The 12016-nt window shown below is 44.1% G+C and carries 10 protein-coding genes; 5 read left to right on the top strand and 5 right to left on the bottom strand.

The window, feature by feature from the left end; all coding sequences use genetic code 11:
• Positions 1 to 4 precede the first annotated feature (4 nt).
• The 3 genes from tuf (at position 5) to PN447_RS16470 (ending at position 2580) form a co-directional block, all read left to right on the top strand.
• Positions 5 to 1234 carry an elongation factor Tu gene (gene tuf, locus PN447_RS16460; RefSeq protein WP_271764090.1) on the top strand — a complete coding sequence of 410 codons (1230 nt, stop codon included), beginning with the start codon at positions 5 to 7 and terminating at the stop codon, positions 1232 to 1234.
• Positions 1235 to 1466: 232 nt separating this feature from the next.
• Complete coding sequence (gene rpsJ, locus PN447_RS16465) at positions 1467 to 1784, top strand: 30S ribosomal protein S10 (protein WP_006196404.1); 318 nt, start codon at positions 1467 to 1469, stop codon at positions 1782 to 1784.
• Between the two features lie 148 nt (positions 1785 to 1932).
• A complete protein-coding gene (locus PN447_RS16470; RefSeq protein WP_271764091.1) occupies positions 1933 to 2580 on the top strand; it encodes an LON peptidase substrate-binding domain-containing protein in 648 nt (215 codons plus the stop codon).
• 89 nt (positions 2581 to 2669) lie between these two features.
• Here the strand turns inward: PN447_RS16470 and pheA are convergent, their stop codons facing one another.
• Positions 2670 to 3539: a prephenate dehydratase gene (gene pheA, locus PN447_RS16475; RefSeq protein WP_271764092.1), complete on the bottom strand. Its 870-nt coding sequence runs from the start codon at positions 3537 to 3539 to the stop codon at positions 2670 to 2672.
• A 376-nt stretch (positions 3540 to 3915) separates the two neighbouring features.
• Between pheA and PN447_RS16480 the strand changes: the two genes are divergently transcribed.
• Positions 3916 to 4548 carry a DUF1997 domain-containing protein gene (locus PN447_RS16480; RefSeq protein WP_271764093.1) on the top strand — a complete coding sequence of 211 codons (633 nt, stop codon included), beginning with the start codon at positions 3916 to 3918 and terminating at the stop codon, positions 4546 to 4548.
• Between the two features lie 131 nt (positions 4549 to 4679).
• Here the strand turns inward: PN447_RS16480 and PN447_RS16485 are convergent, their stop codons facing one another.
• The 4 genes from PN447_RS16485 to PN447_RS16500 all read right to left on the bottom strand — a co-directional run bounded on the left by PN447_RS16485 (position 4680) and on the right by PN447_RS16500 (position 11464).
• The gene (locus PN447_RS16485; RefSeq protein ID WP_271764094.1) at positions 4680 to 5321 is read right to left on the bottom strand and encodes a ribonuclease HII; all 642 of its coding nucleotides are present in this window, start codon (positions 5319 to 5321) and stop codon (positions 4680 to 4682) included.
• Positions 5322 to 5328: 7 nt separating this feature from the next.
• Positions 5329 to 7548, bottom strand: coding sequence for an Rne/Rng family ribonuclease (locus PN447_RS16490; RefSeq protein WP_271764095.1), 2220 nt, complete (start codon positions 7546 to 7548; stop codon positions 5329 to 5331).
• An 817-nt stretch (positions 7549 to 8365) separates the two neighbouring features.
• Complete coding sequence (locus PN447_RS16495; protein ID WP_271764096.1) at positions 8366 to 11017, bottom strand: TIGR03960 family B12-binding radical SAM protein; 2652 nt, start codon at positions 11015 to 11017, stop codon at positions 8366 to 8368.
• A 216-nt stretch (positions 11018 to 11233) separates the two neighbouring features.
• The gene (locus PN447_RS16500; protein WP_271764097.1) at positions 11234 to 11464 is read right to left on the bottom strand and encodes a hypothetical protein; all 231 of its coding nucleotides are present in this window, start codon (positions 11462 to 11464) and stop codon (positions 11234 to 11236) included.
• Positions 11465 to 11723: 259 nt separating this feature from the next.
• On the opposite strand from PN447_RS16500, the gene PN447_RS16505 reads away from it, so the two are divergent.
• The gene (locus PN447_RS16505) at positions 11724 to 11921 is read left to right on the top strand and encodes a hypothetical protein (RefSeq protein WP_271733716.1); all 198 of its coding nucleotides are present in this window, start codon (positions 11724 to 11726) and stop codon (positions 11919 to 11921) included.
• Positions 11922 to 12016 lie beyond the last annotated feature (95 nt).

Below are 12016 nucleotides of genomic sequence, written 5' to 3' on the forward strand. Positions count from 1 at the left end.
ATTCATGGCACGCGCAAAGTTTGAAAGGACGAAACCCCACGTTAATATCGGTACAGTTGGTCACGTTGATCATGGTAAAACTACTTTAACAGCAGCCATTACTATGACTCTGGCAGCGCTGGGTCAAGCTACAGGTAAAGGCTACGATCAAATTGATAATGCCCCAGAGGAAAAAGCACGGGGGATTACCATCAATACGGCTCACGTTGAGTATGAAACCGGCGATCGGCACTATGCTCACGTAGATTGCCCAGGACACGCTGATTATGTGAAAAACATGATCACTGGTGCGGCTCAAATGGATGGTGGTATTCTCGTAGTTTCCGCTGCAGATGGCCCCATGCCCCAAACCCGTGAACACATCCTATTGGCAAAGCAGGTAGGTGTACCCAGTCTGGTGGTGTTCCTGAACAAGGAAGACATGGTAGATGACCCAGAACTACTAGAGTTGGTAGAACTAGAAGTCCGGGAGCTATTATCTAGCTACGATTTCCCTGGTGACGATATCCCCATCGTCACAGGCTCCGGTCTCAAAGCATTGGAAAAAATGACGGCTAACCCCAAGACTCAACGGGGAGAAGATGAGTGGGTGGACAAAATCTACGCGCTCATGGAAGCAGTAGATTCCTACATTCCTACTCCCGACCGTGCTGTAGATAAACCCTTCCTGATGGCAGTGGAAGACGTATTCTCGATCACAGGTCGTGGTACTGTGGCCACTGGTCGGATTGAGCGTGGTAAAGTTAAGGTCGGTGATAATGTTGAACTAGTGGGCATTAGAGACACTCGCAACACCACTGTAACTGGGATCGAGATGTTTAAGAAGAGTCTCGAAGAAGGTATGGCTGGTGATAACGCCGGTGTGCTCCTGCGCGGTATCCAAAAAACTGACATCGAGCGCGGGATGGTAATTGCCAAACCAGGTTCTATTACTCCTCACACTCAATTTGAAGGTGAAGTATACGTCTTGACAGAGAAAGAAGGCGGCCGTAAAACCCCATTTTTCTCCGGCTATCGTCCTCAGTTTTACGTACGGACAACTGATGTAACCGGCACTATCAAATCCTTTACTTCTGATGATGGTAGCGACGCAGAAATGGTGATGCCGGGCGATCGCATCAAAATGACAGTAGAATTGATCAACCCGATTGCTATTGAGCAAGGAATGCGCTTCGCAATTCGTGAAGGTGGACGCACTATTGGTGCCGGTGTCGTATCCAAAATTCTGAAGTAACACCTTTTTGTTCTATAAGCAAGGAGCGCTGGTAGATAATCTATCGGTGCTCCTTTATCTTCCTTCTTTGATTGCTTGTTCAAGTAATCACCTATGCTGCGGCTAATCTCAGCAGAAGGGGAATTGTGAGAGTCTCACCCCAAAGCCTTCGCCAGGCCGGGCAGAAAAAGTCACTATCCCCGATAATTCTCAGAAAAATCATAATTATTCATCAGAACCTAGAAAATTAAAGATGGCAACTCTACAGCAGCAGAAAATTAGAATTCGTTTACAGGCTTTTGACCGTCGCTTATTGGACACATCTTGCGAGAAGATTGTAGACACGGCTAACAGAACTAACGCTACAGCTATAGGCCCGATTCCTTTACCAACAAAACGTAAAATCTACTGTGTGCTGCGATCGCCTCACGTAGATAAAGATGCCCGGGAACACTTTGAAACCCGCACCCACCGCCGGATTATTGACATTTATCAACCTTCTTCTAAAACTATTGATGCCCTGATGAAGCTAGATTTACCTTCTGGTGTGGACATTGAAGTAAAACTATAGTTTGGTTAATGCTGTAATATTTACCCAGCCCTGAAGAAATTTATCTCAGGGCTTTTTATCAGATGGGAAACAAATGATAGAATATCAGAAGAGTACGGGGAAAGCAGAGAATAATAAATTTCACAATTAATTTTATACAAAGGTAACAATGACATCCTCTTCTAAAATTGCAGTTCGCGAACTACCTCTGTTCCCGTTACCTGAAGTAGTTCTATTCCCCACTAGACCATTACCCCTACACATCTTTGAATTCCGCTACCGAATCATGATGAATACGATTTTGGAGAGCGATCGCCGATTCGGTGTGTTAATGGTCGATCCAGTTGACGGTACAATCGCTAATATTGGTTGTTGTGCAGAAATCATTCATTACCAACGGCTGCCAGATGACCGCATGAAAATGTTGACTTTGGGACAGCAAAGGTTCCGTGTTTTAGAATATGTCCGCGAAAAGCCTTACCGTGTTGGGTTAGTAGAATGGTTAGAAGATCAGCCGCCAAATCAAGATTTACGCCCCTTAGCCGCAGATGTAGAACAACTCTTACGAGATGTAGTTCGTCTCTCAGCCAAGTTAACTGAGCAAAATATGGAACTACCAGAGGAATTACCCGACCTACCTACAGAACTTTCTTACTGGGTAGCAAGTAATCTCTATGGTGTGCCCTCAGAGCAACAGGCATTGTTAGAAACACAAGATACCTTACTTCGCTTGGAAAGAGAAGCAGAAATTTTGACTTCTACTCGGAATCATTTAGCAGCCCGCGCCGTCCTCAAAGATACTTTTAATAATTCGTAATATTTCCTGTTTGCCAGGGGAAATGCTACGTTATAGCTTGCGTGGCGTAGCCATAGGTAATTCGTAATTCGTATTTTTTTAATTAGGAGTTACGACCCAGTTGTTATAGGTAGAATATTGTAGCTGCCAAAAATCTTCAAGATTTCTGTATGCTCAGTTAACTGCGCTAAAGCGCATCGCATTTGTTCTTCGTGCACATCTGCTTCTAAATCAATAAAAAACAAATATTCTCCTAGTGATCGCTTTGTTGGTCGCGATTCAATACGACTAAGATTAATCCCTAACCCAGCAAATACCTGTAGTGCTTTAAGTAGCGTTCCCGGCAAATTTGCCGGGACAGTAAAAGCCAAGGAAGTGTAATGAGCAGTTCCTGATATAGCCACTAAATCTTCCACCCATTGGCTCACCACCCAAAAGCGAGTGCAGTTGTCGGGGTAGTCATTAATGTTACTAGCCAATATAGGCAATTTATAGAGATCGGCGGCTCTACTGGATGCGATCGCAGCCGCGGTTAAATCTCCATCCAGCCGCTGTAGCGATTCGGTAGTCGAATTACTCGCTATTAGCTGCACAGTTGGCAGAAACCGCCCTAACCATCCTTGACATTGTGCTAAAGCTTGTGGGTGAGAATAAACAGTTTGAATAGTATCTAAACTACCGGCACAAGAAATTAAAGCATGAGCAATCGGCATTACCAAAGCCAACTGAACTCGTAAACTATCCAACTGCCACAGTGTATCCATTGTCATAGTTACACTGCCTTCAATAGAATTTTCTACCGGCACAACAGCTAACAGAGTTTCTCCAGACGCAACAGCGTTGAGTGATTGGGAAATGCTCGAATATGGACACAACATAGCTTGATTACCTGTTTTTTTTGCCAGCCAATTAGCATAAAAAGCAGTTACTTGTTCTGCGTAAGTGCCAGGAGGTCCTAAATGAGCAATAGATATAGTCACAGACTTTAGTCCTAAATTATTTATCTAAACTAGAGGCCTATTGTAATATGACTCCATCATGGAGCATGGTTGAGCCAAGGTTATGACTGTATGATAGGTAAAAATAGTCTTTTGTGAACAGCTTTTAAATAGAGTTCAATCGAATTTTCTCAAGTTTTCTCCCAGTCAATTGGAATCCGCTCCTATATAGCATTTCCCATGCTCGTGAGGTACAAAGTTGTTTAGTTTCAGGGAACAGGGAACAGGGAACAGGGAATAGGCAATTGATGTGTACTTCATTAGCCTGAAAAAGGCTGTAATGTTTCAACGAATAGAAAAAAATAAAATTATAATTTAATTAAAAATAGAAATATTCAACAATTATTGCTTTTAATTCATGGCTACCCAGTTTACCGCCTGCCAAACAGTAAGAATTAATGTACCACCACAACCCATCCCTATCCAACACTACCTGCGTCAGCCTCAACGTCTAGTCAACGCACTCACAGATAATAGTCGCATACAGCAACTTTCAGAAGAAGTATTTCGCTTAAAAATGCGTCCATTAACCTTCATGTCACTGAGTATTCAACCCACTGTAGACCTGAAAGTTTGGGCAGAATCACATGGAACCATTCAGGTGCGATCGGTAAATAGTCAAATTCTGGGCTTTGAGTACATCAACCAGCGCTGGTCATTAAATTTACAAGGGTATTTATCACCCCAAGAAAACAACAACATCACCATCCTCCAAGGAAAAGCCGACCTAAAAGTAGAAGTAGATATCCCAGCCCCATTTTGCTTCACACCTCAGCCCATCCTAGAAGCCACAGGTAATGGTTTACTCAAAAGTATACTGATGACCATAAAACAACGCCTCCAGCATCAACTCCTGGCCGATTACCACCACTGGGTAACATCACAGGGCATGGAACCCCTCCTAATTGACAAGACTAGGGCTGATTGCAATCAGCGCAGTGCCAAAGGCAATTGCAGCCCGGGGGAAATGCCTATTCTCAACCCAGATTGACTCACTCCCTTATATAAAACCTATCTCAACCTAGACCAAGCAGACTATTTGAGAACTAGCAAGCTAGCCGTAGCTTGTATGGTTCAAGTCCAACCCCTTGAGCTTCAGTTGAGTGATCGATGATCGCCCACTTAACAACCACGAAAAGATTTGCGATGCAGTCGTGATGGACCATACTGTTGCAGCGCCAGCAAATGCTTTTGGCTGCCATAGCCCTTATTGTTCTCCAAATTATATAAAGGATACTTTGATGCCAAACGGATGAGCAGTGAGTCACGCCAAACCTTAGCGACAATACTAGCAGCTGCAATACTCACATGAGTTTCGTCACCCTTAACGACAGTTTGTTGAGGCACAAGCAAATCTTTAATCGGCTGGTTACCATCAACTAAACATAGTTGAGGCTGTACATTCAGTTTCAGCACAGCCCGCTTCATAGCTAAAAGAGTTGCCTGCAAAATATTTAGTTCATCAATTTCAGTACTGGAAGCAACCCCAATAGTCCAGTCCGTCGCCAACTCACAAATTTGCCCTGCTAGTGTAATTCTCCGAGAACTGGAAAGTTTTTTACTATCCTTAATACCAGCAGCCATGAGTTTTGGCAAGGCACAACCAGGCAAAATCACAGCTGCTGCCACCACAGGACCAAACAAAGCACCCCGCCCCACCTCATCTATACCCGCCACCAAGTCACAAGAGAAAGGTGAAAAAGGGAGACCCGCCTCACCCGAATTCAAGAATCGGGGATGTGAAATTGTTTCTTCTGTCTCCATAACAGAATTAATTGTCCTCACCTGTAGAAGAATTAGACTCTAGGGCAGAAGAACGACGGCGGCGGCGACGGTTACCAGTAGAGATTTTGTCGGACGGCGTAACGGTAGGTGTAACTTCCAAATCCACAGGTAAGCTATGAGTAGTAGCTTCTGGAGTTTCAACTACGCTCTCTATGATTATGGTTTCTTCTTGGGGTTCAAAGCCATAATCCCTATCCAGCACATCGGGGGTTTTATCTTCTAGTAGCGACAACTGATTATTGGGTTCATCCTGTGACTCAAAAATCAAATTTTGATTTTTTCTAACATTAGTGTCTAACTGTCCTGGTGCAATAATATTAATAATTACTGACTTGGGACTTTTCCCCTGAGATTCCTCATCCAACTTCAATAAAGGAGAAACCCCCATCAAAGCGAACACATCTTGTTCTTGGGGACTCATTTCCACAGTTTTAAATTCCGGTGGTTCTACCACTGGTTTAATTGGCTCGAGCTTCTCCCTGGTAGCCCGCCCAGTTCTCTCTTGCCAACCGGATTTAGTTAAGGAGGGAGAGGGAATTTCTGGAGTAGACCTTTGGGTATCAACGTCTAAGTCTATATCTAAATCATTGTCAAAACCTACCTCACTAGGAATCACCCCACTGATGTCTCCACCTCGACTCGATAGAGAGTCTAGGCTACGTATATCATCCTTAGTATTAACTCCATTAAGACCAAATCTACCATGGCTGCTCTTACGAACACGACGCTTTACGTCCCGTGGTTCTTGATAGCTAGGATGATTAATGGGAGTATCAATATCCCCAGATGGGCCACGCAATCCATCAAACCCGTCGTCAAAAGACTCATAACCTCGCGCCTTTACTGCCGGTATCCTTGGTGTTTGAACTCTCCCCACGCTATCGTTATTAGGAAAAGAGACCTTAGACTGAGTGGAGCCGAAATCCGAACGCTCTGGTATTTCAGCAGTGGTTGGCAGTCGGGTTTCTGTATCTCCTGGCAACCGCACAGTATGCCCCAACCCGCCACAAGTGGGGCAAGTATGACCAAATAATTCATAAATATTTTGACCTTGGCGTTTACGGGTCAGTTCTACTAGTCCTAACTCCGTGAGTTGGGCAATCTGAGGACGAGCTTTGTCTGCCTTGAGTGCTTTATTAAAGTGTTCTAAAACTTGTAATTGGTCGCGCCGCGATTCCATATCAATGAAGTCAACCACAATTACCCCGGCAATATTTCGCAGCCGTAACTGACGAGCGATTTCCGTAGCAGCTTCACAGTTTGTCCACAACACTGTTTCCCTGGCCGTTGCGGATCTCGTGAAGGAACCAGAGTTAACATCTACTACTGTTAATGCTTCTGTTGGTTCAATGATAATATAGCCGCCAGAGGGTAAGTCTACTCTCGGTTTGAGGGCTTCTCTAATTGCGGCACTAATGCGGAAATATTCTAAAATTGGCGAGCGATCGCGGTGATGGTCGAACAATACGCCCTGGGGTGTTTGACCTCCACTCCAATTCTGCAAATACTGTTTTACTCTTTTCAATCCGGTGCTGGAATCCACCACAATCCGATTCACATCGGCACCGTACATATCTCTGAGTACCCGCTGGATAAAGTCGTCGTCCCGATTCAGTAGGGCCGGGGCGCGGGTAGAATGTGCTTCTTGCTGAATGGCTTCCCATTGCTTTTGCAACAGTTCCAAATCTTCAATAATAGCCTCTTCTGGTTTGCCTTCTGCTTCTGTACGCACCAGTAAACCCATTCCCGCAGGTTTAATCAAAATTGCTAGCGCACGCAAGCGGTTCCGCTCACTTTCACTTTTAATTCGTCGAGATAAGTTTACCCCCCGACCGTAGGGCATGAGAACTACATAGCGTCCCGGTGATGTGATGTTACCTGTGAGCCTAGGACCTTTCGTCCCTGTTGGCTCCTTCATCACTTGTACCAAAACTTTTTGTTGTGGTGCTAATAGTTCTGTAATTGCTGCTGCCGTACGCTTTAGCTTTAATGGACCCAAGTCGGTCACATGAATAAATCCGTTACGCTCTGGATCTCCGATATTGACAAAAGCCGCATCTATTCCTGGTAATACATTTTCTACTACACCTAAGTAGATATCACCAATTTGGTGATGACCAGTGGCGACTACGAGTTCTTGTATTTGATCTTCAGAAAAGACAGCAGCAATTTGATGCTGTTCTGCTATGATAATTTGCTTTGGCATTCAATTTCCTCAAAAATTGGCAGCGCCAACGAGAAGCTTAGAGGAACACGCGTGCCTTTCGCCCCTGCCAGCTCCAAAAGACGCTGCTGATCATAAAAATTGTGACTTCTTTGCTCAAAATTAAAGGGAGCATCGGACTAAAGAGTTGCGTTTACACGCGGTGATTATTTCCCAAGGGCTGCATATTATTTAACCAAAGTTAACATTGAAAAATCAGGGCAACCCTTTATGGGTGTTTTTTGATGCTATAGCACTGGTAGCTAGAGATTAGGCATTTAGCACTTGTTTAAAAAACATAGAGGAAGAGTTGGCCACGGCAGCCCATTTTTTAAGTTACTAGTTCACAAGTTAGCTATAGGGATAGTGGCTTCTACAAGACAAGTCTCACAACTACTTCTACAGCAGCTCCAGCAGCAGTCGGCTGATAGCTTGTGTGGCGTAGCTATTCGCTTATGTCCTAGGAAGAGCGGCAAGCTGTCTTCATTACCCAGTCTTTGGATACAATTCTAGAAGTCACAATCTTGTATGCTTACACAGAAGCCTGAACGCAAGTCTTAGCTAAGTACACGCTCCCATAGCTTTGCCAGGCATAGCTATAGATAGCTTTTCCTCCCTGCTTATTAGGGGAGTGAACTAGTCCATTGAATGGCCACGCAGTGAAAATTGTCTTGCTCTGATTCTAACGCAACCGAGGGAATTAATTGCCATTATGTCCTATGTCAGACTTGGCTAGGGTCACGCTCCGCCATCAGCGCAGCTGTGCCCTAGGTTTTAAGTCCGTGAGGGAGGCTCTAAATAAAGCATTGCTTGTTAGGTATTATACACCTAAAACTAGCTGGTTGCGGTGGATGTGCAGCAATTGAAATTCTGCGAGCGATACTATTTCCAGCATAGACAGTATTTGTTCGGGACGCAAGACCACACCATCATGGCGACAACTTCCTAAATAATGCAGAACAGCTATAGACTCTGCTGTACTGGTTTCAGTTTCAACTAATTCCAGTTCAAACAAGCGGGAGCGCAGATTTACTAATTCCTTCTTCCCTGATTTGGTAGTTTTTTCCCACCATAGCTCATTTTTGGCTTTGATGGCATCAATCCATTCTTGCCATTGTGTTGCTGTTACTGATCTGGAGGTTGCTACCTTAATTACATAAGCCGCAGCCTCCATGACTTGGTTAGCTGCGGTGGCTTTCAAGTCTATACTAGCAACTTTATATATAGGGATGTCCCCGGGCAGTTCCTGAACTAGTTGCTGTCGGAAATTCTCAACTTCCACTGGCTGGATTAACTCAAAATCTACAATTTCTCCACTGCTGGTGGCCCCAAGAGCTAAAGCACTGGCGATCGCAATCCGGGGACTGGGATGAAATCCACCGGTAAAGGCAATGGGTATACCTGCTCTGCGGATGACCCGATCAAACAGGCGCATTAAATCCAGGTGACTCACTAAAGCCATGAGACCTTGCTTACCAAACCAGACACGCAGTCTTTGGGTTTTATTTGTATTGGGAACAAAATTGCCAGGAAATTCTGGTATTGGTGGCGGTGAAATCACAATGTTATGTCCGAAGTCTGTGCCGCAGACACCGCAGTGTGAGCAAGCTGCAAAAGAACAATCCGGGACTATTGCCGCTTCTAAAGCCCGTTTTAAGTCTTCCTGCAGCCATTTTTTATCGATGCCTGTGTCTATATGATCCCAAGGTAAGGGCATATTGAGCGAGTCGGGCGAAGGCAGTGGGGGAGTGAAAGCCGAATTTACGTCCGTTCCCCTTCTCCCCTCAACTTTGTGTTCCTGGGTATCAAACAGATTCCACTCGCCCTTTTCTACCCGCCTATATTTCCAATTTAAACCAGCTTCGGCGATGGCTGTTTCCCAAGCACCAAAGGCTGCATCTAAATTTTCATACCAGGAATCCATACCGGCTCCTAATTCCCATGCGCGACGGACTACTTTCGCTAGTGTGCGATCGCCTCTGCCCACAAAGTCTTCCATTGCCGAAATTCGGACATCGGTGAAATTCACCTTAACACCCCTAATGCGGCGGAATTCTTCTCTGAGCAAGTTTTGTTTCCGTTTGAACTCTGTAGTAGAAACTGAGTGCCACTGAAAAGGGGTATGGGGCTTGGGTGTAAAGTTAGAAATTGTCAGATTAAAGTTTAGTGGTTTTCTGCCTCTACCGCGACATTCTCGTTGTAGCCAACTGACTGTTTCCGCAATGCCTGCCACATCAGCATCTGTTTCCCCAGGCAAGCCAATCATGAAATATAACTTAATTTTATCCCAGCCTTGTTCCCAAGCTGTTTTTACGCCTCTTAATAATTCTTCATTACTTAAACCCTTATTTACAATATCCCGCATTCTTTGGGTGCCGGCTTCTGGAGCAAAAGTTAGTCCACCTTGCCTGGTTCCACCCAGAATCTTGGCAATATTTTCATCAAATCTATCTACCCGTTGACTAGGCAGTGTCAGGGAAATATTCTCGGTTTTTAACCGGTTTTTGATTTCCATCCCTACTGCTGGTAAGGACAAATAATCCGAACAACTCAGGGATAGCAAGGAAAACTCATTGTATCCAGTAGCCCGCATTCCTTTTTCAATGGTTGCTACTACCTGTTCTGGTTCCACATCTCTGGCTGGACGAGTCAGCATTCCTGGTTGACAAAAGCGACAACCACGTGTACAGCCTCGGCGAATTTCCAGTGTGAGACGGTCATGGACGGTTTCCATGTAAGGAACTAAACCAATGGAATATGCTGGGATTGGGGTTGCCACCCTGCGGATAATCCGTTTTGGCACATCTTTTCGGCGAGGATGTACTGAGCCATCCGTTGCCATATCATAAAACTGAGGAACATAGACCCCTGGTATCTGTGCCAAGTCTAGGAGTAGATTTTCCCAACTTAGTTTGCTTTGTTTACCTTCTGCCAACACTAACCCAATTTCTGGTAGTAATTCTTCCCCATCTCCAAGGGCGAAAAAGTCGAAGAAGTCGGCGTATGGTTCGGGGTTTGATGTGGCCGTCTGTCCCCCCGCAAAAATTAACGGGTAGTTACCCTCGGCTCTTTCTTGCCATGTGAGGGGAATTCCCGCTAGGTCTAACATTTCCAGGATATTAGTTGCTCCCAGTTCATAACTGAGACTAAAACCTAAAATGTCAAATTCTTCTAAGCGTCGCTTTGATTCTACGGCAAACAAGGGTGTATTGGTTGCCCTCAGTTTTGCTGCCAGGTCAGATCCTGGTAAATAAGAGCGATCGCATAATTGTTGGGGCTGGGCATTCAGGATATTATATAGGATAATATGCCCTAAGTTAGACGATCCGACTTCATACACCTCTGGGTAGGTTAAAGCCCAGCGTATTGTGGCCTTATCCCAAGGTTTATTTACTGCCAAGCGCTCGTTACCCAAGTAACGCGCTGGCTTTAATATATCCGCTGTGATTAATTTCTCAACTGCAACAACCACTATGCTATCTTCTTAGCTACCTTAATTACAGCTAATCTACTATAACTTAGCATTAATGTAGCCTGTGCGGTACAGTTATTCAATCCCCATAGCCAGATTTTTCTGAAAATACACCTTTGTCCGTTGCTGAATCACAATCTACAATTATAAATTGCAGTTATTGGTAGATTTATTTGGTACATTTATACTATTATATATTTAACACTGTTTACTAACTTATCTATCCCGGTGTGGGTGAGGATCAGGCGGGCTTAGGGGTACTAATTGATACTTTAACTGTACACCGCCAACTTTTGCTTCTGATGTATTCCCAGATGTTCCGGTAACTTTGCGGAATTTTTTTAAAACATAAGATGTTTGATAAAAATTCCGCAAATCCAGGATAAAATGTGCGTCTGTATACTTTTTTTCCCCTCCATCTGCAAAACAATCTACATAGACCGCCATAGAGGAGATAAAATAAGCGTAAGTTTTCTGACAAAGCTTACTGAGTTAGTAACTCAAACTAATTAACTCACTCTCAGGTTTAGATGCAAAGACTTGATTTATTGTCATGCTGGACAGGGTTGCATACCAAGGTTAAAGACAGATTATTTATTCCATGCTCTAATGATATAGTTCACACCAGCATGAAAAATTAAATCACATTGTATACCCAACAGTATCTTGGACAGGAATTATCACATATAGTCTTGGTATATTACTGATGAGAACTAAATACATTATCCGTCAACTGGTTGAAAAAGCCCTTGATATTCAAAAATTAACCCCCGAAATCGAAAATGAAATCAATTCAGAACTAACTCAAATGGGTTACATTTCTGATGTAGATTATGAAGCTCTAGAGTTATTAATGGCAGAAATGGATGCGGGTCGGGTGAAGTTAGTACCCAGTTGGGGTTAACTACTGCTTGCCGACGAGGGAAATCCTAGGACATGGCTAGTGTTTTTCCCGGAAATTTAGTATTTATTTCACCAGTGTGGCGTAAACTGTGCTAG

This window comes from Anabaena sp. CS-542/02, assembly GCF_028331085.1.
GTDB lineage: Bacteria > Cyanobacteriota > Cyanobacteriia > Cyanobacteriales > Nostocaceae > Anabaenopsis > Anabaenopsis arnoldii.

Excerpts from the sequence above, each read along its gene's own strand:
- tuf (WP_271764090.1), top strand. The coding sequence starts at position 5 with ATGGCACGCGCAAAGTTTGAAAGGACGAAACCCCACGTTAATATCGGT.
- rpsJ (WP_006196404.1), top strand. The coding sequence starts at position 1,467 with ATGGCAACTCTACAGCAGCAGAAAATTAGAATTCGTTTACAGGCTTTT.
- PN447_RS16470 (WP_271764091.1), top strand. The coding sequence starts at position 1,933 with ATGACATCCTCTTCTAAAATTGCAGTTCGCGAACTACCTCTGTTCCCG.
- PN447_RS16480 (WP_271764093.1), top strand. The coding sequence starts at position 3,916 with ATGGCTACCCAGTTTACCGCCTGCCAAACAGTAAGAATTAATGTACCA.
- PN447_RS16485 (WP_271764094.1), bottom strand. The coding sequence starts at position 5,321 with ATGGAGACAGAAGAAACAATTTCACATCCCCGATTCTTGAATTCGGGT.
- PN447_RS16490 (WP_271764095.1), bottom strand. The coding sequence starts at position 7,548 with ATGCCAAAGCAAATTATCATAGCAGAACAGCATCAAATTGCTGCTGTC.
- PN447_RS16500 (WP_271764097.1), bottom strand. The coding sequence starts at position 11,464 with ATGGCGGTCTATGTAGATTGTTTTGCAGATGGAGGGGAAAAAAAGTAT.
- PN447_RS16505 (WP_271733716.1), top strand. The coding sequence starts at position 11,724 with ATGAGAACTAAATACATTATCCGTCAACTGGTTGAAAAAGCCCTTGAT.